The 18,945-nt window shown below is 50.8% G+C and carries 21 protein-coding genes; 15 read left to right on the forward strand and 6 right to left on the reverse strand.

What is annotated here, in order from left to right:
• The first annotated feature begins 66 nt into the window (after nucleotides 1-66).
• A complete protein-coding gene (gene iprA / locus OGY08_RS03005) occupies nucleotides 67-690 on the forward strand; it encodes a hydrogen peroxide resistance inhibitor IprA (protein ID WP_125362837.1) in 624 nt (207 codons plus the stop codon).
• A 1-nt stretch (nucleotide 691) separates the two neighbouring features.
• On the opposite strand, the gene ampH is transcribed toward iprA, so the two are convergent.
• Nucleotides 692-1,849, reverse strand: a complete 1,158-nt coding sequence (gene ampH / locus OGY08_RS03010) for a D-alanyl-D-alanine-carboxypeptidase/endopeptidase AmpH (protein WP_003830945.1) — start codon at nucleotides 1,847-1,849, stop codon at nucleotides 692-694.
• A gap of 384 nt (nucleotides 1,850-2,233) precedes the next feature.
• On the opposite strand from ampH, the gene sbmA reads away from it, so the two are divergent.
• Together sbmA and OGY08_RS03020 are read left to right on the forward strand one after the other, a co-directional pair.
• Complete coding sequence (sbmA, locus tag OGY08_RS03015; protein ID WP_003021430.1) at nucleotides 2,234-3,454, forward strand: peptide antibiotic transporter SbmA; 1,221 nt, start codon at nucleotides 2,234-2,236, stop codon at nucleotides 3,452-3,454.
• Nucleotides 3,455-3,469: 15 nt separating this feature from the next.
• On the forward strand, nucleotides 3,470-4,573 hold the full coding sequence (locus OGY08_RS03020; RefSeq protein WP_048214809.1) for a DUF1615 domain-containing protein: 1,104 nt from the start codon (nucleotides 3,470-3,472) through the stop codon (nucleotides 4,571-4,573).
• Here the strand turns inward: OGY08_RS03020 and OGY08_RS03025 are convergent.
• Nucleotides 4,558-4,881 carry a DUF2755 family protein gene (locus tag OGY08_RS03025; RefSeq protein WP_032942507.1) on the reverse strand — a complete coding sequence of 108 codons (324 nt, stop codon included), beginning with the start codon at nucleotides 4,879-4,881 and terminating at the stop codon, nucleotides 4,558-4,560. The two genes, OGY08_RS03020 and OGY08_RS03025, sit on opposite strands and share 16 nt — an antisense overlap.
• Before the next feature lie 264 nt (nucleotides 4,882-5,145).
• Between OGY08_RS03025 and OGY08_RS03030 the strand changes: the two genes are divergently transcribed.
• Nucleotides 5,146-5,364, forward strand: coding sequence for a DUF2754 domain-containing protein (locus tag OGY08_RS03030; protein ID WP_003830949.1), 219 nt, complete (start codon nucleotides 5,146-5,148; stop codon nucleotides 5,362-5,364).
• 23 nt (nucleotides 5,365-5,387) lie between these two features.
• On the opposite strand, the gene ddlA is transcribed toward OGY08_RS03030, so the two are convergent.
• Nucleotides 5,388-6,482, reverse strand: coding sequence for a D-alanine--D-alanine ligase (ddlA, locus tag OGY08_RS03035; RefSeq protein ID WP_048216351.1), 1,095 nt, complete (start codon nucleotides 6,480-6,482; stop codon nucleotides 5,388-5,390).
• Nucleotides 6,483-6,783: 301 nt separating this feature from the next.
• Between ddlA and OGY08_RS03040 the strand changes: the two genes are divergently transcribed.
• From OGY08_RS03040 to adrA, 5 genes are all read left to right on the forward strand, one after another.
• Entirely contained in the window at nucleotides 6,784-7,980 is a 1,197-nt protein-coding gene (locus OGY08_RS03040; protein WP_008783902.1) for a multidrug efflux MFS transporter, read from the forward strand.
• A gap of 248 nt (nucleotides 7,981-8,228) precedes the next feature.
• The gene (locus OGY08_RS03045; RefSeq protein WP_079935136.1) at nucleotides 8,229-8,471 is read left to right on the forward strand and encodes a sigma-S stabilization anti-adapter protein IraP; all 243 of its coding nucleotides are present in this window, start codon (nucleotides 8,229-8,231) and stop codon (nucleotides 8,469-8,471) included.
• A gap of 104 nt (nucleotides 8,472-8,575) precedes the next feature.
• Nucleotides 8,576-9,991, forward strand: coding sequence for an alkaline phosphatase (gene phoA, locus OGY08_RS03050; RefSeq protein WP_008783904.1), 1,416 nt, complete (start codon nucleotides 8,576-8,578; stop codon nucleotides 9,989-9,991).
• Between the two features lie 97 nt (nucleotides 9,992-10,088).
• Nucleotides 10,089-10,409, forward strand: a complete 321-nt coding sequence (gene psiF, locus OGY08_RS03055; protein ID WP_003830956.1) for a phosphate starvation-inducible protein PsiF — start codon at nucleotides 10,089-10,091, stop codon at nucleotides 10,407-10,409.
• A 91-nt stretch (nucleotides 10,410-10,500) separates the two neighbouring features.
• The gene (adrA, locus tag OGY08_RS03060) at nucleotides 10,501-11,616 is read left to right on the forward strand and encodes a diguanylate cyclase AdrA (RefSeq protein WP_125362838.1); all 1,116 of its coding nucleotides are present in this window, start codon (nucleotides 10,501-10,503) and stop codon (nucleotides 11,614-11,616) included.
• 17 nt (nucleotides 11,617-11,633) lie between these two features.
• Here the strand turns inward: adrA and proC are convergent, their stop codons facing one another.
• Nucleotides 11,634-12,443 carry a pyrroline-5-carboxylate reductase gene (gene proC / locus OGY08_RS03065; protein ID WP_008783907.1) on the reverse strand — a complete coding sequence of 270 codons (810 nt, stop codon included), beginning with the start codon at nucleotides 12,441-12,443 and terminating at the stop codon, nucleotides 11,634-11,636.
• A 273-nt stretch (nucleotides 12,444-12,716) separates the two neighbouring features.
• On the opposite strand from proC, the gene OGY08_RS03070 reads away from it, so the two are divergent.
• The 5 genes from OGY08_RS03070 to ppnP all read left to right on the forward strand — a co-directional run bounded on the left by OGY08_RS03070 (nucleotide 12,717) and on the right by ppnP (nucleotide 15,402).
• Nucleotides 12,717-13,172, forward strand: coding sequence for a YaiI/YqxD family protein (locus OGY08_RS03070; RefSeq protein ID WP_008783909.1), 456 nt, complete (start codon nucleotides 12,717-12,719; stop codon nucleotides 13,170-13,172).
• A 186-nt stretch (nucleotides 13,173-13,358) separates the two neighbouring features.
• Nucleotides 13,359-13,904: a shikimate kinase AroL gene (gene aroL, locus OGY08_RS03075; protein WP_008783910.1), complete on the forward strand. Its 546-nt coding sequence runs from the start codon at nucleotides 13,359-13,361 to the stop codon at nucleotides 13,902-13,904.
• Nucleotides 13,905-13,930: 26 nt separating this feature from the next.
• Entirely contained in the window at nucleotides 13,931-14,122 is a 192-nt protein-coding gene (gene yaiA / locus OGY08_RS03080; protein WP_003021472.1) for a protein YaiA, read from the forward strand.
• Between the two features lie 246 nt (nucleotides 14,123-14,368).
• A complete protein-coding gene (locus OGY08_RS03085; protein ID WP_003830963.1) occupies nucleotides 14,369-15,046 on the forward strand; it encodes an AroM family protein in 678 nt (225 codons plus the stop codon).
• A gap of 71 nt (nucleotides 15,047-15,117) precedes the next feature.
• Complete coding sequence (gene ppnP, locus OGY08_RS03090) at nucleotides 15,118-15,402, forward strand: pyrimidine/purine nucleoside phosphorylase (RefSeq protein ID WP_003021477.1); 285 nt, start codon at nucleotides 15,118-15,120, stop codon at nucleotides 15,400-15,402.
• Nucleotides 15,403-15,451: 49 nt separating this feature from the next.
• Here the strand turns inward: ppnP and rdgC are convergent, their stop codons facing one another.
• Nucleotides 15,452-16,363, reverse strand: a complete 912-nt coding sequence (gene rdgC, locus OGY08_RS03095; protein WP_003021479.1) for a recombination-associated protein RdgC — start codon at nucleotides 16,361-16,363, stop codon at nucleotides 15,452-15,454.
• Nucleotides 16,364-16,454: 91 nt separating this feature from the next.
• Between rdgC and mak the strand changes: the two genes are divergently transcribed.
• On the forward strand, nucleotides 16,455-17,363 hold the full coding sequence (mak, locus tag OGY08_RS03100) for a fructokinase (RefSeq protein ID WP_286565621.1): 909 nt from the start codon (nucleotides 16,455-16,457) through the stop codon (nucleotides 17,361-17,363).
• 27 nt (nucleotides 17,364-17,390) lie between these two features.
• Here mak and araJ read toward each other — a convergent pair whose 3' ends face one another.
• Entirely contained in the window at nucleotides 17,391-18,563 is a 1,173-nt protein-coding gene (gene araJ, locus OGY08_RS03105) for an MFS transporter AraJ (protein ID WP_286565623.1), read from the reverse strand.
• Nucleotides 18,564-18,945 lie beyond the last annotated feature (382 nt).

The raw sequence follows: 18,945 nt of genomic DNA on the forward strand, positions 1-18,945 counted from the left end.
AGATAATCTAACTCAGAAAAATGCCCGTCACGGATTTGACGGGCATTTATTGCAAGGAATGCCCAAATGTTGTCTGCAAATAAACCGCTTGTGGAATTTGGTAAGCTTGATAAATGTTTGTCAAAATATGGCAAACACTTTGAGTGTGATAACGATAAAGAAATAATTTATTCCAGTGATATAAACAGTGACGATACCTTTATCATTTTAAATGGTGTAATTTCTCTGAGGCGAGGGGAGAATGTGCTGGTCGGTATTGCGCAGGCACCGTTTATTATGGGGCTTTCAGATGGTGTGATAAAAACAGATATACAATACAGATTAATCACGGAAAGCGATTGTTCGGGATACCATCTACCTGCCTCGCAAACAATTAATATAATTGAAGAGTGCCAGCTTTGGCGTGAAGCTTTTTGTTGGTTGGCATGGCAAAACTCCATGCTTGAATTACGCGATCTGCAGTTGATCGGCAATAACTCCTACGATCAGATTCGCGCGACATTGATCTCTATGACGAAATGGGATGAAGCCCTTCGTTCACGCATTGGCGTTATGAACTATATTCACCAACGCACACGAATTTCACGCTCGGTTGTCGCTGAGGTTCTCGCAGCATTGCGTAAAGGCGGTTACATTGAAATGAATAAAGGCAAACTGGTGTGCATTAACCGTTTGCCTTTTGAGTATTGAATCAGGATGCAGGAATGACCTGTGGCTTGTACCCGCTCAACTCTGCAACCAGTTCGTTGATACCGTCGCTCATATTGGTAAAACGGGTCAGCGGAGAGCGCGTCACTACGACAAATGCCCCAACGTTTTGCTGTGGGATCATCGCCATATAGGTAATGAAGCCACCGCCGCCACCGGTTTTTTGAATAATTCCCGGTCTGCCATTCTTCGGCGCCATGTAGACCCAGCCCAAACCAAGCGCATCGGCTCTGCCTGGAACGTCCATTCCCACCACTTTAGTTAACTGCGTACGCTGGTAAATCAGCGTCTGCATCCGGTCGGCCTGCTGGCTACGATGATAAAAGTCAGAAGAAAGATACTGCTGCATCCAGCGCATCATATCGCCAGGCGTTGAATAGACGCCGCCGCTGCCCATCGCTGCCAGCGTATTGTTACAAGGACTGGCACCTTTTTCCGCGACCATCAGGCGTCGGCACTGATCGGGAGATGGCGTAAAGGTGGTGTCTTTCATCCCCAGCGGACGGGTGATTTTTTCTTCAAACAGCTGCGGATAAGGCTTACCTGACGCGGTACCCAGCGCATCGGCCAGCAGATCAAACGCCAGGTTGGAATAAGAAGCCTGCGATCCTGGTGCGGCTTTAAGCGTAGCCGTTGAGAGATAGCTCCAGCGCTGCTCGCGGGTTGGCCAGACAAACACCGGGCGCTTGGCCGCGCCGCCTGGCTGTTCGCGCGGCAGTGCGCTGGTATGCGTCGCCAGATTCACCAGCGTAATTGGTGTTCCTTGATAAGTGGGTACGCGTGCGCCAGGAGGTGCATATTTACTCAATGGATCGTTGAGTTTGACCGTGCCCTGATCGAGTAATTTCACCAGCATTTCGCTGGTCATTAATTTGGTAATTGAGGCAATGCGGATTACGGAATCCAGTTGCGGGTGAACATTATTGCCGGGGCGTGTTTCACCAAAACTGCGAAATACACGCTGATTACCATCAATCACCACGAGCGCCATCCCCGTAGCACCACTGCCGTAAAATATATGGTCGGCATAACGATCAACGATATCAGAGGCGAAGACCGGATCGGTTATAGGCTGTGCCGCCTGGACAGATGTCAATGACGCCGCACACAGCGCGGCAGAAAAAAGCAGACTACGTTTCAACGGTGGTGTCCATGAGTTAGAGAAAGTGAAAAAGGATGTCGTGCGTATGCGTATTTATACTACTCATCGGCGTATTGCAAAGCGCTTATCAACCAATGATAGTGGGAAAAACGTAACGATGAGTAAACACAGGAGTTTCCTGGATTGCGGATGTTCGCTTTTGTGATCTCACGCTGTGATAATCTGCACATACTGGAACGTTGTCGAGTGTGAAAACCACAGAAACAATTCTTCATAACCGAGGTGCGAACTAAGTGCCTCGGTTTTGGTCACAATTGTCGGTTTCAGCTTGTGTTTTTGGGCGTAAGCCGTCTGGCCTCCGCACTCCACGGTGGCAAATGCACAGCAGTCGTCATAACGATAAGAAGTTAGCAGGAGAGCACTATGTTTAAGTCTTTTTTCCCAAAGCCGGGGCCGTTCTTTATTTCGGCATTTATTTGGGCACTCGTCGCCGTTGTATTCTGGCAAGCAGGTGGAGGAGCCTGGGTTGCACATATTACCGGCGCGTCGGGAGACGTACCTATTAGCGCAGCGCGTTTCTGGTCGTTGGATTACCTGATTTTTTATGCGTACTACATTCTTTGTGTCGGGGTGTTTGCGCTGTTCTGGTTTCTCTACAGCCCACACCGCTGGCAGTACTGGTCTATTCTGGGCACATCGCTGATTATTTTTGTGACCTGGTTTCTGGTTGAAGTCGGCGTCGCCGTCAACGCCTGGTATGCGCCATTTTATGACCTGATTCAAACTGCGCTCAGCGCACCACACAAGGTGAAGATTGAGCAGTTCTATCATGAAGTGGGCATTTTTCTCGGTATTGCGCTGATAGCCGTAGTCATTGGCGTGATGAACAACTTCTTCGTCAGCCACTATGTGTTCCGCTGGCGTACCGCGATGAACGAACACTATATGGCGCACTGGCAGCATTTGCGTCACATCGAAGGTGCAGCACAGCGTGTACAGGAAGATACCATGCGTTTTGCTTCTACGCTGGAAGATATGGGCGTCAGCTTTATCAACGCGATTATGACGCTGATTGCCTTCCTGCCTGTACTGGTAACGCTCTCAGCCCATGTTCCTGACCTGCCGATTGTTGGACATGTGCCTTATGGCCTGGTGATTGCCGCGATTGTCTGGTCGCTGATGGGAACCGGTTTACTGGCCGTGGTCGGGATAAAGCTTCCCGGGCTGGAGTTTAAAAACCAGCGCGTGGAAGCGGCCTATCGTAAAGAATTGGTCTATGGCGAAGATGATGGCAACCGTGCGACGCCACCGACGGTGCGTGAACTGTTCCATGCGGTACGGCAAAACTACTTCCGTCTCTATTTTCACTATATGTACTTCAATATTGCCCGTATTCTTTACCTGCAGGTTGATAACGTTTTCGGCTTGTTCCTGCTGTTTCCGTCGATTGTTGCCGGTACGATTACGCTCGGCCTGATGACGCAAATCACTAACGTGTTTGGCCAGGTGCGCGGCTCGTTCCAGTATCTGATTAACTCCTGGACAACGTTAGTAGAACTGATGTCTATTTATAAGCGTCTGCGCAGCTTTGAACGAGAGCTTGATGGTCAGGATATTCAGGAAGTTACCCATACGCTGAGTTAATAATAAGGAGATGTTATGTCGACGGTTTCCCGTCTTTACCCCTTGTCTGGTCTGGCAGCACTGGTGCTGGTGGGATGTAGTAGCCAACCTGCGCAGCCGCTAAAAAAGGGGGAGAAAGCCGTCGATGTGGCGAGCGTGGTGCGCCAGAAAATGCCCGCCAGCGTGAAAGACCGGGACGCGTGGGCGCAGGATTTGGCAAAGACCTTTGAAAGCCAGAAGCTGGCACCGACGGTTGAAAACATCTGTTCGGTGCTGGCGGTAGCGCAGCAGGAGTCAAACTTCCAGGCCGATCCGGCTGTTCCTGGTTTAAGCAAAATCGCCTGGAAAGAGATTGACCGTCGCGCAGAACGCATGCATATCCCGCTGTTTGTCGTGCATACCGCGCTAAAGATTAACTCGCCAACGGGGAAAAGCTACAGCGAGCGTCTGGATACGGTGAAGACGGAAAAACAGCTTAGCGCCATCTTTGATGATTTCATCAACATGGTGCCGATGGGGCAGACATTGTTCGGATCGCTTAATCCGGTACATACCGGTGGTCCAATGCAGGTCAGTATCGCGTTTGCTGAGCAGCACACCAGCGGGTATCCGTGGAAAATGGCGGGGACGGTACGTCAGGAAGTGTTTAGCCGCCGTGGTGGGTTATGGTTCGGTACGTATCATCTGCTCAACTACCCGGCGAATTACAGTGCGCCAATCTTCCGCTTCGCCGATTTTAATGCCGGATGGTATGCGAGCCGCAATGCAGCTTTCCAGAATGCGGTCAGTAAAGCCAGTGGAGTGAAGCTGGCGATGGACGGGGATCTGATTCTCTATGGCAGCAGTGAGCCGGGCAAAACGGAGCTGGCGGTACGTAAACTGGCCGGGAAGCTAGGGATGAGCGAGAGTGAGATCCGCCGTCAACTGCAAAAAGGTGACAGCCTGGCCTTTGAAAAAACCGCATTGTACGAAAAGGTTTATAAGCTGGCGGAAGCGAAGACCGGGAAAACGTTACCCCGTGAAATGCTGCCGGGCATTCAACTGGAAAGCCCGAAGATCACGCGTAATCTGACTACTGCGTGGTTTGCTAAACGGGTGGACGATCGTCGGGCGAAGTGTATGAATCAGTCATCTTTATGATGACGGTGACGCCAGCGCATGACCGCCGCTATGACGCCAAGAATCAGGCTTCCGGCCAGGAAGGGGATCAGTCCAAAGAGGGTACCGACGCCTAAACCGATTTCAACCCGCGGGCGTCCTGTCTCCTGCATTTGCAGCTGCATCAGTTCTTCATAGATGCCGGGCGCGTGGGCCAACAGATTTAAAATCTGTGCACCCGCCCAGAAGCAAAACAGCACAAATACGGCATACGCAATGTTGCCGGGCAGGGAGGAGGGATCCCGATGCTTGCCCTTAAACAGGGATTTTGAGAGCGTAAAATCAGCCATAAAGACCTCCGGAAATAACCTGCTTTTTTTGACGTAATGCCTGGAGCTGAGAGTGAGTCTGACAGGTGATCGGCAATGTCAATATCAGAATGATGGTAATTTCAGGTAGAGATTATTCCTGGATTTCGGTTTTTTGTTGGCGGTCACAATTATGTAACCTTAAGTTAAACTGAGTTACATTTAAGAAATTCCGCACAGGCCACAGACGCCCTCGGGGAAATGTGCGAGGATGCCTTACTGTGTTGTATTTCCACCGGAGCTGTTATGAACCTGCCTGTAAAAATCCGCCGAGACTGGCACTACTATGCTTTCGCTATTGGGCTTATCTTTATTCTGAATGGCGTGGTGGGGTTATTAGGTTTTGAAGCGCAGGGATGGCAAACTTATGCGGTGGGGCTGGTGACCTGGGTGATTAGCTTTTGGCTGGCCGGATTAATCATCCGTCGCCGCGTTGAAGATGATGAAGCAAAGGATGCCCAATAGCTCTATCAGGCATCCTGACGGGTTTACATACTGGTTTTCAGCGCGCTATCCGCAGCATGGCGTTCCAGCGCCAGTTCGATCAGGCGAGTGATCAAATCGGTATAGCCTAAACCGCTCGCCTGCCACAGCTTCGGATACATACTGATGTTGGTAAAGCCAGGCAGCGTGTTGATCTCATTGATCACAACGTCGTTTTCAGCAGTTAAGAAGACGTCAACGCGCGCCATGCCGGCACAGCCCAGAGTCTGGTAGGCCTGAATGGCGATTTCGCGGATCTTATCGTTAATCTCTGGCGCAATTGCTGCCGGAACGACAACTTTGGCACCGTTATCGTCAATGTATTTAGTGTCGTAAGCGTAAAAATCGCTGTTCAGCACGATCTCACCACAGGTACTGGCCTGCGGATGATCGTTGCCCAGTACCGCACATTCGATCTCGCGGCCTTTGATCCCTTGCTCCACAACGACTTTATGATCGAATTCAAATGCCAGCGCGACGGCCTGATCGTATTGGACTTCGCTGGTTACTTTACTGACGCCAACGGACGATCCCTGGTTGGCCGGTTTTACAAACAGCGGCAGACCCAGGCGGGATTCCACTTCGGCAAAGCTGATGCTGTTGCGATTCGCGCGAGTGAGCGTAATAAATGGCGCGATGTTTAACCCGGCATCACGCAGCAGACGTTTGGTCACGTCTTTATCCATACAGGCAGCAGAACCCAGCACATCAGAACCGACAAACGGCAGGTTCGCCACGCGCAGCATGCCCTGCAGAGAGCCATCTTCACCCAAAGTACCGTGCACGATTGGGAAAATAACATCGACCGTCGGCAGCGGTTGACCGTTTTGTGCATCGATCAACTGGTGCTCTTGTTTACCCGGTACCTGCGCCAGGCTGGTCTCAGAAGGTCGCAACGCAATATGCGCCGGATCGTCTGAATTGAGCAGATAGTTACTGGCATCGCTGACGTGCCATTGCCCTTGTTTATCAATACCTAACAGCACAACGTCAAAGCGAGTCTTGTCGATGGCATCGACAATATTTTTTGCCGATTGCAATGACACTTCATGTTCCGCTGATTTACCACCAAATACGATTCCTACCCGCAACTTTGCCATCTTAAAAACCCATTCCATGAATGCAAAGCACATACATTACCACGACAAAACGCAGGTTTCCTCGGCTTCTGGCAGATTGTTTTGTCGAATGACAGGGGATTAGAAGGGGACATACACGCAGATCGCGCGGGAAGCACAATCCCCTGTTTATAACATGGGTTTGATGTGAGCTGTATCACAAATATGATGAGCGGGAAGATAAAATCCTAAACTGTGATTTATCGCACCTGTGGATCCTTATTCAGCTAAGTAATTTGTTAAGCTGCTCGCAGTTTTCAGCTACTTATCGTTATGAGTCCTTATGGAATCCTGGAGAGTTAACCTTATTTCCGTTTGGTTCGGGTGCTTTTTTACCGGACTGGCGATTAGCCAAATCTTGCCTTTTTTACCACTCTATATCTCCCAACTGGGCGTGACCTCGCATGAAGCGCTATCAATGTGGTCCGGATTAACGTTCAGCGTCACCTTCCTGATTTCAGCCATTGTTTCTCCGATGTGGGGCAGTCTGGCCGACCGCAAAGGACGCAAGCTGATGCTGCTGCGGGCCTCACTGGGGATGGCCATTGCGATTTTGCTACAGGCATTTGCCACTAACGTCTGGCAGCTTTTTCTGCTGCGCGGGGTGATGGGGTTAACCTCCGGCTATATTCCTAATGCGATGGCGCTGGTTGCGTCCCAGGTTCCACGCGAGCGCAGCGGCTGGGCGCTGAGTACGCTCTCTACGGCGCAAATTAGCGGCGTCATTGGCGGACCGCTGATGGGAGGCTTTATCGCCGATCATGTTGGCTTACGGGCGGTATTCTGTATTACCGCCGCCTTGCTGGTGGTGAGTTTTCTGGTCACACTGTTCTTGATCAAAGAGGGCGTTCGCCCGACGATTAAAAAAAGCGAACGTCTGAGTGGGAAGGCCGTGTTTGCCTCGCTTTCGCATCCGGCGTTGGTGATCAGCCTGTTTTTTACCACCATGGTGATTCAACTGTGTAACGGCTCAATTGGGCCTATTCTGGCGCTATTTATTAAATCAATGGTCCCGGACAGTTCGAATATTGCTTTTCTCAGTGGGCTGATTGCCTCAGTACCGGGCATTTCTGCTCTGATTTCCGCGCCTCGACTTGGTAAATTAGGCGACCGTATTGGTACTGAGCGGATTTTAATGGCGACGTTAATCTTCGCGGTGGTGCTGTTTTTCGCCATGTCGTGGGTCACCACGCCGTTGCAGTTGGGAATTTTACGTTTTCTGCTCGGCTTTGCTGATGGTGCGATGTTGCCGGCGGTGCAGACGCTGCTGGTGAAATACTCCAGCGACCAGATAACCGGACGCATCTTTGGCTATAACCAGTCATTTATGTACCTTGGCAACGTCGCCGGGCCATTGATGGGTGCAACGGTATCGGCTATGGCGGGATTTCGTTGGGTGTTCATTGCTACAGCAAGCATTGTGCTTATCAATATCTGGCAACTGGCTATCGCGTTGCGACGTCGGCGCGAGGTTCGTTGAGTTCCTGATTAACAACGCTGCCTGTCAGCGTTGTTAACTCATAAGTGTGTATTATATATTTGTGTGATTATTACTTTTCTTACCTTTTTATATTGAATCATTCTGCATCCAGACGCATTTACCCTTATTTTGTGTTGTGATTGTTTTCTCAAATCTTTTTATTCCTTATAAAAATACAACTTTCATCCTCTAGGCAGTCGTGAGCCTTAATGATAACGTGGCCCATATTTTGTTAAGGGAATAGGCAAATGAAAAACCTCGTCACTGAGTTGTTACTTAAGCTCGCGCAAAAAGAAGAAGAATCGCAAGATCTGGCGGCACAGGTCGAAACGTTAGAGCGGGTAATCATCGAAATGCTGCGCAATATGGCGTGGAACGATCGGCAAATATTTATTCGTCAAATTGAGGGGGCGCTGGCTGGCGGAAACCGCATGCCCGCGTTTCTGACGAACATACATAATGCTGGCGAGTGCGTACCAAAAGCGTTGTGATCCATCTGTGGTGGGGTAACCACAAATTATCATAAAAGTGTCACATCAAATACTTATAGTCGCTTTGTTTTAATTTTACCGTATTTATACATGGAGAATATAAAGTGAAACAAAGCGCTCTGGCTATTGCCCTGTTACCTTTGCTGTTTACCCCGGTTATTAATGCAGAAACATCTACTGTAGCGGTTATGGATAATCGTGCTGCTCAGGGAGATATCACCACGCCGGGTGGCGCTCGCCGATTGTCTGCCGATCAAACGGCAGCTCTGCGCGAATCCCTGAACGATAAACCGGCCAAAAATATAATTTTACTGATTGGCGATGGGATGGGCGACTCCGAAATAACGGCAGCGCGAAATTATGCTGAAGGCGCGGGCGGCTTTTTTAAAGGTATTGATGCTTTACCGTTGACCGGACAATACACACATTATGCGTTGGATAAGAAAACGGGCAAGCCCGATTATGTGACAGATTCAGCAGCATCTGCGACAGCATGGACAACCGGCGTGAAGACCTATAACGGGGCGCTGGGTGTGGATATTCATGAAAAAGATCACACCACGATTCTGGAAATGGCCAAAGCGGCAGGTCTGGCGACAGGCAACGTTTCCACGGCTGAATTGCAGGATGCCACGCCGGCCGCACTGGTTGCCCATGTCACTTCGCGTAAATGCTATGGTCCGAGCGTGACGGCTGAAAAATGCCCGACGAACGCGCTGGAAAAAGGCGGTAAAGGGTCAATTACCGAACAATTATTGAATGCTCGTGCGGATGTTACGTTAGGCGGCGGAGCAAAGACTTTTACTGAAACCGCTACGGCAGGTGAGTGGCAGGGTAAAACGCTGCGAGAACAAGCCCAGGCCCGTGGTTACCAGATGGTGAGTGATGCCGCGACGCTGGCGGCTGTTAGCGAAGCGAATCAGGATAAACCGCTGTTGGGTCTGTTCTCAGACGGTAATATGCCAGTGCGTTGGGAAGGGCCGAAAGCGTCTTATCACGGCAACCTGGATAAGCCGGTAGTGACCTGTACGCCAAATCCAAAACGTAACGACAGCGTGCCAACGCTGGCGCAGATGACGGATAAAGCGATTGAGCTGTTAAGCAAAAATGAGAAAGGTTTCTTCCTGCAAGTAGAAGGCGCGTCGATCGATAAACAAGATCACGCCGCTAACCCGTGTGGACAAATTGGTGAAACGGTCGATCTGGATGAAGCGGTGCAGCGTGCACTTGCCTTTGCGAAGAAAGATGGCAACACCCTGGTTGTGGTAACCGCTGACCACGCGCATGCCAGCCAGATTGTCGCACCGGATACTAAAGCACCCGGTTTAACGCAGGCGCTGAACACTAAAGATGGCGCGGTGATGGTCATTAGCTATGGCAACTCTGAAGAAGAGTCCCAGGAGCACACCGGCAGCCAACTGCGTATTGCAGCCTATGGCCCTCATGCGGCGAATGTGGTTGGCCTGACCGATCAAACCGATCTGTTTTACACCATGAAAGCGGCGTTAGGACTGAAATAAGCTGACACCCGACGGCAATACTTTTGCCGTCGGGTGGTTTTTTTATCGTTAGCAGCCAAACTTACCTGTGTGTCGTCGTTCAGAAAAGGATGGTGCTATGAAAATTACATTATTAATGACGTTACTTTTTGGTCTGATTTTTTTAACTACCGTCGGTGCTGCCGAGAAGACGTTAACCCCGCAACAACAGCGTATGACCACCTGCAATCAGCAGGCCACGGCGCAGACCTTAAAAGGGGATGCGCGTAAGACCTATATGAGTGATTGCCTGAAAAACAGTAAATCTGCACCTGAGGAAAAGAGCCTGACGCCGCAGCAACAGAAAATGCGTGAATGCAACGTCAAGGCAACGGAACAGTCTCTGAAAGGCGATGATCGTAATAAGTTTATGAGCGCTTGCCTGAAAAAATCTGCTTAGCACTTCCGGGTGAGCAGGTAAAATCGCTCACCCGAAATATCATACTTCCGCCACCAGACCCCTTCCTATAATTTGGGAAATTTGTTTCAGAATATTCCCAAATACGATGAATGATGAAAACTTTTATCAAAAGAAGGTCGTCCCGAATGAAGCATTTATATTGCTTCATCAAAATGACCACCAACGTTCCGGTCTGCGATTTGCCCGACGAATCAGGCTGCCGCGAGCGGTGGGACTGGGGGGAATGTTTTTCCCTATCGCGTCGGTATTAGTTTCTCAGCCAATAACCGGAGGCTGGTGGCTTTTGCTGGTGGGATGGGCGTTTGTCTGGCCGCATCTGGCATGGCAATTGGCCAGTAAAGCTATCGATCCACTGCATAGCGAATATACCAACTTAAAAGCCGATGCCATCCTCGCCGGGATATGGATGGGGATTATGGGGATAAACTTGCTGCCATCCACGGCGCTGTTGATGATTATCTGTATCAACCTGATGGGCGCAGGGGGTATGCGTGTCTTCATCGCAGGCGCCGTGTTGATGGTGGTTTCCTGCCTGGTGACGTTACAGTTAACGGATATTCCCGTGGCTTTTAGCAGTACGCAACTGAGTGTGCTGCTGTCGCTGCCGGTGTTAGTGGTTTATCCGTTGCTGTTTGCCTGGGTGAGTTACCAGACGCTCATCAGGCTGGCAGAACATAAACGTCGCTTACAGATTATGAGTACGCGAGATGGGATGACCGGGGTTTATAACCGACGTCATTGGGAACTGTTGCTGCGGAATGAATTTGATAATTGCCGCCGCCATCAGCGTGATGCCACGCTCCTTATCATCGATATCGACCATTTTAAGAGTATCAATGATACCTGGGGCCATGACGTCGGGGATCAGGCCATTGTTGCACTGACCCGCCAGTTACAGATGACCTTACGCGGTAGCGATGTGATTGGTCGCTTTGGCGGTGATGAGTTTGCGGTAATCATGTGTGGCACGTCAGCGAGCAGCGCGATTGCAGCGATGTCTCGTGTTCACGAACGGCTTACCCAACTGCGTTTATCCTGCGCGCCGCAGGTTGACCTGCGCATTAGCGTGGGCGTTGCGCCGCTGACGTCTGAAACTGAACACTATCGAGAATGGTTAAAATCAGCAGATATGGCTCTCTACAAAGCAAAGAATTCCGGACGTAACCGCACTGAAGCGGCGGCCTGACGTCCGGCGGTGTTAACTCAGGAGCGGCTGAGTTTTTCCGACTGCTCCATGCACTTAATCATCGCTTCAATCACCGATGAACGGAAACCGCGTTCTTCCAGGACGCGTACCGCCTCAATGGTGGTTCCACCTGGCGAGCACACCATATCCTTCAATTCGCCAGGATGTTTACCCGTTTCCAGAACCATTTTCGCCGAACCCATTACCGCTTGTGCTGCAAATTTATAAGCCTGCGCGCGGGGCATCCCCCCCTGAACGGCGGCATCAGCCATCGCTTCGATAAACATAAATACATAGGCCGGTGCTGAACCGCTGACGCCAACGACCGGATGAATCATTGCCTCCGCAATGACTTCTGCTTCACCAAAGCAGCGGAAGATATTCAGCACGTCGGCTGTTTCTTCTGGCGTGACTAAGGCGTTCGGCGTGACGGAGGTCATTCCGGCGTTCACCAGCGACGGCGTGTTTGGCATCGCGCGAATGATTTTACGGTCATGACCCAGCGCGCGGGCCAGCTGATCGAGAGTGACGCCTGCGGCAATCGAGACGACCAGGGAATCTTTGTTCAGGCTGGAGGTAATTTCACTCAGCACCTTAATCATGATGCCTGGTTTTACGGCCCCAAAAACAATATCAGCGATTTGCGCGACTTCTTGTGCAGACTGCGCCGCATTAATGCCGTACTGGTCGTGTAGCGCGGCGACCTTATCGGGGGAAGGGGTGTAGACCCAGATTTGTCCGGGGAGAACCTGGCCGCTGGCGATCATGCCGCCAAGAATGGCTTTGCCCATATTACCGCAGCCGATAAAACCAATTTTCTTGTCCATCTTGTCACTCCCTATGGATGATATTCATTGTTTTATACCCGTCATACTTCAAGTTGCATGTGCGTTGGCTGCGTTCGCTCACCCGAATCACTTACCAGAGTAAGCTCATCGGGACTCACTCTCTTGCCGCCTGCCTGCAACCCGAATTATTTAGGGTAAATCTGGGAAAGCTAAGCTTAGCGCGGAATGAATATGTTCAGAAGGAGAAACAGCACTTTGCCTGAAAGTAAAAGCACGCGACAATGTGCGACAGCACACCAGTGGGGAGAAGTTATGACAATATGGGTGGATGCCGATGCGTGTCCGAATGTGATTAAAGACATTTTGTACCGCGCCTCTGAGCGCATGCAAATGCCGCTTGTTTTGGTGGCCAACCAAAGCCTGCGCGTCCCGCCTTCGCGTTTCATCAGCACATTACGTGTGCCTGCGGGCTTTGACGTGGCTGATAACGAGATTGTGCGTCAGTGCAGCGCCGGTGATTTAGTGATAACGGCAGATATTCCGCTGGCGGCTGAAGTGATTGAAAAAGGTGCGGCGGCGCTTAACCCGCGCGGCGAACGCTATACCGAAGCCACGATCCGCGAGCGTCTGATGATGCGTGATTTTATGGATACACTGCGAGCCAGCGGTATCCAGACCGGGGGGCCGGACAGCCTTTCGCCCCGCGACAGACAGCATTTTGCGGCTGAACTGGATAAGTGGTGGCTGGAAGTTCAGCGTAGAAAATAGGGTGTGTAATTTATTATTTACACTTTATTCATTGTGAATTCTTGTTATAGTAGGGGTTAACTCATCTCGCCATTCTTTCTGTAATTTTTTCTTTACAGTTTTGGCGATGTACTAGTTTGATGATATGATTATATTTTTAACCGCATCAGATCCCGCTTGTTGGCGGCTCTCTGGGGAAATTCTGTGATGACGCAACCTCTTTTTCTTGTTGGCCCCCGGGGGTGTGGTAAGACGACAACCGGTATGGCGCTGGCAAAGGCTATTGATTTCCAGTTCGTTGATACCGATCGCTGGTTGCAATCGCACGTGCAAATGACCGTGGCGGAAATCGTCGAAAGAGAAGGATGGGAAGGGTTTCGTGCCCAGGAAACGACCGCTCTGCAGGCTGTCACCGCTCCTGCCACGGTTGTTGCGACCGGCGGCGGTATCATTCTTACCGAATTTAATCGTCATTACATGCGCAGCCACGGCGTGGTTATCTATCTAAGCGCACCGGTATCGGTACTGGTTGATCGTCTGGAGGCCACGCCTGAAGAAGGATTACGACCGACTCTAACCGGCAAACCGTTGACCGAAGAGGTTCAGGAAGTGCTCGCCCAGCGTGATGTTCTGTATCGTGAGGCTGCGCACTATATCGTTGATGCCACCAATCCGCCTTCGCAGGTAGTGGAAGACATTCTTGGGATACTGGCGCAGGCAGCGCCACGGTTGCAGGGCGGTGTCTATACTTAATGTTCATCCAGTGAAAAGGAAGAACTATGCCGACACAACCACCTTACCCACGTCAAGCGACCATTGTTACGGTTGAAAAAGGGACGCCAGGCCAGACGGTAACCTGGTATCAACTTCGTGCTGATCACCCTAAACCGAATTCGTTGATCAGTGAGCATCCTTCAGCTCAGGAAGCGATGGATGCTAAAAAACGCTACGAAGACCCCGATAAAACCTGATATGAAGACCGCTCTGGCACGAGTCTTAAAAGTGCCAGTCCGGGCGTGCATCACATTATTTTAAATTTCGCCGTATACAGTAAAAATTGAAAATTAAACAATAACAATCCAGTACTGGAATGATCTGGAATCTTTACACAATACACCGCCGATCTACTGCTACGCTTTTGAGCATTTGTAGCACAGGTCAGCGCCCGGCACTTATCCGGGATTTCACAGCAAAGTAAGAAGACGGTGGAGCAACAAATGAGTACGTCGTTGGCTATCCTCACGATTGGCGTTGTGCCGATGTGTGAGATGTTACCGCTCCTGACGGAATATATTGATGAACAGCACATTACTCACCACAGTCTGCTGGGGCAGATGCAGCGAGAAGATGTGATGGCTGAGTACGGAGCTTCACCCGGTGACGAGCTGTTATTAACGCTGCTTAGCGACCACCAACTTGCTCATGTCTCACGTCAAAAAGTGGAACGCTCGCTGCAAAGCATTGTGGAGGTTCTCGATAATCAGGGATTTGATGTGATCCTGCTGATGAGTACCGCCTCAATCACCCGTCTGACCGCCCGCAATAGTATCTTGTTGGAACCCATACGCATTATTCCCCCGTTAGTGGCTTCAATTGTCGAAGGGCATCAGGTTGGGGTCATTGTACCTGTTGCTGAATTGCTCAAAGCCCAGACACAAAAGTGGCAGGTGTTACAAACTCCGCCAGTGTACGCCGTGGCGAATCCAGTAGAAGGTTCTGAACAACAGCTGATTGATGCCGGGAAATATCTCCTTGAGCAGGGTGCTGATGTTCTTATGCTGGACTGCCTGGGGTTTCATCAACGTCATCGTGATTTACTGCAAAAGTCGCTGGATGTCCCGGTTCTGCTGTCCAATGTGTTGATTGCCCGACTGGCTTCGGAATTGCTGGCGTAATTTTGCGTGACAGGTGGAACGTCAGCCCCCTATATTGGTTCCTAACTTAATCACGAGATAGGGCCAGTTGTATGCTTCAAAGTAATGAATACTTTTCCGGCAAAGTAAAATCGATCGGTTTTACCAGCAGCAGTACTGGCCGCGCCAGTGTAGGCGTGATGGCTGAAGGTGAATATACCTTTGGTACTGCGGCGCCTGAAGAGATGACGGTAGTTAGTGGCGCACTGAACGTGCTGCTGCCAGGGGAAACCGAGTGGAAAGTGTATGCCGCAGGAGACGTGTTTAACGTACCGGGCAACAGCGAGTTTCATCTGCAGGTAGCAGAGCCAACATCCTATCTTTGCCGTTACCTGTAAGCGTAAAATGACGAATGGCGATATTGAGTCGCCATTCGCTAAACACGGCTTAACGTTGCGCTTCGCCGCCTAATCCTTCCACCAGACTTTTAATCAGCGCCGCCAGTTCACCTGTCATCAGGATGAAATCGGCATCAAAACGCTGAGCATAATCTTCGCGGTCGATATCTTCATTTTGATCGCGCAGCTCGTCGCTGAACTTCAGACGCTTAATGGAGCCGTCGTCACACATAACGAACTGAATGCGCTGCTGCCAGTCGAGGGCCAGCTTAGTGACCAGTTTGCCCGCTTCGATATGCACGGCGATTTCGTCGCAGACCAGATCCTGTTTTTTCGCGCGGATCACACCGCCGTCTTCAAGGATCGCTTTCAGTTCAGCTTCATCCAGCAGTTGGAAGCCCTGCGCCGTGGTGCCGGAGCGAACCCATTCAGTCAGCGTCAGCTCAATAGGGTTTTCCATCGTCAGCGGAACGACCGGCAGTGAACCGAGACTCTTACGCAGCAGCGCCAGCGTATCTTCGGCTTTTTTCGCGCTCGCACAATCAACCATGATCAGATCGTTGACGGTATCGATCCACATCATTGTCTGGCTGAAGCGGCTAAAGGCGCGCGGCAGCAATGAGTGCAGAACTTCATCTTTCAGCGAGTCTTTTTCGGTCTTCTTAAGTTTGCGACCTTGCTCAGCTTCCAGTTTGAATATTTTGGCTTCCAGCGCCTGTTTGATAACCGGCGACGGCAGAATTTTTTCTTCTTTGCGGGCGCAGATAATAATTTGGCCATTGGCGGTATGCGTTAATGCATCGCTGTGCGATCCCATCGGCGGAACCCAGCCCATTTTTGCCATATCCTGGCTACCGCAAGGGGTGAACGTCATTGATGCCAGCTGTTTTTCCATCTCTTCGGCTCGCAAAGAAACATCGCGGCTAAGACGGTAAACCATTAAATTTTTGAACCACAGCATGATAATTTCCACGGCCTTGTCGTTAAATCCAGCGGGCATGATAGCGAATTGTCGCTATGCTTGCATTGTTAATCGGGAAGAGGAGCAAACAGTGCGTATAGGTATCGATTTGGGCGGTACGAAAACGGAAGTTATTGCGCTTGGCGATGCGGGCGAGCAGCTTTTTCGCCATCGCCTGCCCACGCCGCGTGATGATTATCGGCAAACGATAGAAACCATCGCCACGCTGGTGGAGATGGCGGAAAACGCCACCGGGCAGACGGGAACCGTGGGAATGGGCATTCCAGGTTCAATCTCGCCCTACACCGGGGTGGTAAAGAATGCCAACTCGACCTGGCTTAACGGACAACCTTTTGACAAAGACCTGAGTTCGCGTCTGAATCGTGAAGTGCGGTTGGCAAATGATGCCAACTGTCTGGCGGTTTCAGAAGCGGTGGATGGTGCGGCGGCCGGGGCGCAAACCGTGTTTGCGGTGATTATCGGCACTGGATGTGGCGCAGGCGTGGCACTGAATGGTCGGGCGCACACGGGTGGCAACGGTACCGCGGGCGAGTGGGGGCATAATCCGCTGCCATGGATGGACGAAGATGAGCTGTGTTTCCGACAGGAAGTCCCCTGTTATTGCGGTAAACAAGGCTGCATTGAAACCTTCATTTCCGGGACCGGCTTTGCCACCGACTACCAGCGTCTGAGCGGTAAGCAGCTCAAAGGCAATGAAATTATCAGCCTTGTTACTGCGCAGGATGCTCCTGCGGAGCAGGCGTTGAGCCGCTATGAGCGTCGTCTGGCGAAATCATTGGCACATGTGGTGAATATTCTCGATCCGGACGTCATTGTGCTGGGGGGCGGAATGAGCAATGTCGACCGACTGTATCAAAACGTTCCGACGTTGATTAAGCAGTTTGTCTTTGGCGGCGAATGCGAAACGCCTCTACGCAAGGCGCTACACGGGGATTCCAGTGGCGTACGCGGTGCGGCCTGGCTGTGGCCGCAGGAGTAAGGTTCGCGTAGCCGGGTAGCGCAGATGCTATCCGGCAGCGTGTGTCATCTGGGGTACTGCGCGCTTCAGGCGACCGTACAGCAGCAGTGACGACATCGCAGAAAACGACAGCAGTGCCGCCGGCAGCGTCACGTAGTTGTAGGCAAAGCCCAGCATCAGCATCATGCCACCGCAGTAAGCGCCAATCGCGCTGCCGAGGTTAAAGGCAATTTGCCCGCCAGCCGCACCCAGCAGCTCCCCTCCTTTAGCATTTTGCAGCAATAAAATTTGCAGCGGTGCCGACAGGGCAAACAGGCCCGCGCAGCAAATAAAGGCGAAGGTCAGTGACGCGGCTTTGATCCCGCCAAAGGCAAAGAGTAACAGCAGAGCCAGCACAATCACGAAGTCGGTTATCACCGCAATGCGCAGCGGCGTATAGCGACCAGACAGCCGACCGCTCAGCAGATTTCCCAACACCATTCCTAATCCTACCAGCATCATGATGAAGGTCATCAGCGCTTCGGAAAAGCCGGAGATGAACATCATGTATGGTTTGACGTAGCTAAACCAGGCGAAAACCCCGGCGTTACCAAACATGGTGGCGGAGAAAATGAGCCACGGGGCGGGGCTTTTCAAAAAGTGAAATTGTTCGCGCAGGTTTCCTTTTGCTTCATCGCTGATGTTGGGCACCCAAAAAGCGACCGAGACCATCACGGCGATATTAAAGACGGCAATCAGCAGGAACGTATAGCGCCAGCTAAATTCCTGACTCAGCCAGGTGCCGACGGGAATGCCAACCAGATTGGCAACGGTCATACCCGAAATCATGCCCGCGACGGCGGCGGTGACTTTTCCCGGGCGGGCGAGCTTCGACAGGATAATTGCGCCAACGCCAAAAAAGGCGCCGTGCGGGAAGCCTGAAACTAGCCTGCCCACCGCCAGCATAAAATACGAGGAGGAGAGGGTGAAAATGGCGTTGCCAATCACACACAGCGTGACCAGAAACAGCAGAATATGCTTGAGCGAAAAGCGGCTGGAAAAGAGTGCAATAATGGGCGCGCCAAGCACCACGCCAAAGGCGTAAAACGAAATCATATGGCCAGCGGCAGGAATGGAGATTCCCACGTCCCGCGCCAATTCGGTGAGTACACCCATGATGCCAAACTCGGCCATGCCCAGCCCAAACGTCCCCAGGGCTAAAGAGAAAATGACTTTTTTCATACCACCTGTCATACACAGCAACAACAGCTAAGTAGGGCTAATGCTATCATATTTGTGAAGTCTGAACGAACGATTGCAATTATTCTTGAAAGCAATTATTTGCATGTTAGATGCCGATAACATACGGACTCGGAATTGTAGTCTTTTCAATATATAAAATACACTAAAATAATGTTTTATTGATGGGCGGTTTCTGGTTGGGAATGGGTTGTTGTATTCATAACGAATATGAATCGATAGTGATTTATTTTTTATATATAAAACGCATAGCTATAAATTATTTAAATATTGTTTTTCTTTGTGTGATTAATTTATTTTAACTTACTGTTTTATAATGGTATTGTTTTTTGTCTTTGTGCTATTGATGAAATAAAAATCATAT

This window comes from Citrobacter sp. Cpo069 (assembly GCF_030332785.1).
GTDB classification, from domain to species: domain Bacteria; phylum Pseudomonadota; class Gammaproteobacteria; order Enterobacterales; family Enterobacteriaceae; genus Citrobacter; species Citrobacter portucalensis.

Bases quoted from the DNA above. Each gene is read 5' to 3' on its own strand.
- iprA (WP_125362837.1), top strand. From the start codon at position 67: ATGTTGTCTGCAAATAAACCGCTTGTGGAATTTGGTAAGCTTGATAAA.
- sbmA (WP_003021430.1), top strand. From the start codon at position 2,234: ATGTTTAAGTCTTTTTTCCCAAAGCCGGGGCCGTTCTTTATTTCGGCA.
- OGY08_RS03020 (WP_048214809.1), top strand. From the start codon at position 3,470: ATGTCGACGGTTTCCCGTCTTTACCCCTTGTCTGGTCTGGCAGCACTG.
- OGY08_RS03025 (WP_032942507.1), bottom strand. From the start codon at position 4,881: ATGGCTGATTTTACGCTCTCAAAATCCCTGTTTAAGGGCAAGCATCGG.
- OGY08_RS03030 (WP_003830949.1), top strand. From the start codon at position 5,146: ATGAACCTGCCTGTAAAAATCCGCCGAGACTGGCACTACTATGCTTTC.
- ddlA (WP_048216351.1), bottom strand. From the start codon at position 6,482: ATGGCAAAGTTGCGGGTAGGAATCGTATTTGGTGGTAAATCAGCGGAA.
- OGY08_RS03040 (WP_008783902.1), top strand. From the start codon at position 6,784: ATGGAATCCTGGAGAGTTAACCTTATTTCCGTTTGGTTCGGGTGCTTT.
- OGY08_RS03045 (WP_079935136.1), top strand. From the start codon at position 8,229: ATGAAAAACCTCGTCACTGAGTTGTTACTTAAGCTCGCGCAAAAAGAA.
- psiF (WP_003830956.1), top strand. From the start codon at position 10,089: ATGAAAATTACATTATTAATGACGTTACTTTTTGGTCTGATTTTTTTA.
- proC (WP_008783907.1), bottom strand. From the start codon at position 12,443: ATGGACAAGAAAATTGGTTTTATCGGCTGCGGTAATATGGGCAAAGCC.
- OGY08_RS03070 (WP_008783909.1), top strand. From the start codon at position 12,717: ATGACAATATGGGTGGATGCCGATGCGTGTCCGAATGTGATTAAAGAC.
- aroL (WP_008783910.1), top strand. From the start codon at position 13,359: ATGACGCAACCTCTTTTTCTTGTTGGCCCCCGGGGGTGTGGTAAGACG.
- yaiA (WP_003021472.1), top strand. From the start codon at position 13,931: ATGCCGACACAACCACCTTACCCACGTCAAGCGACCATTGTTACGGTT.
- OGY08_RS03085 (WP_003830963.1), top strand. From the start codon at position 14,369: ATGAGTACGTCGTTGGCTATCCTCACGATTGGCGTTGTGCCGATGTGT.
- ppnP (WP_003021477.1), top strand. From the start codon at position 15,118: ATGCTTCAAAGTAATGAATACTTTTCCGGCAAAGTAAAATCGATCGGT.
- rdgC (WP_003021479.1), bottom strand. From the start codon at position 16,363: ATGCTGTGGTTCAAAAATTTAATGGTTTACCGTCTTAGCCGCGATGTT.
- araJ (WP_286565623.1), bottom strand. From the start codon at position 18,563: ATGAAAAAAGTCATTTTCTCTTTAGCCCTGGGGACGTTTGGGCTGGGC.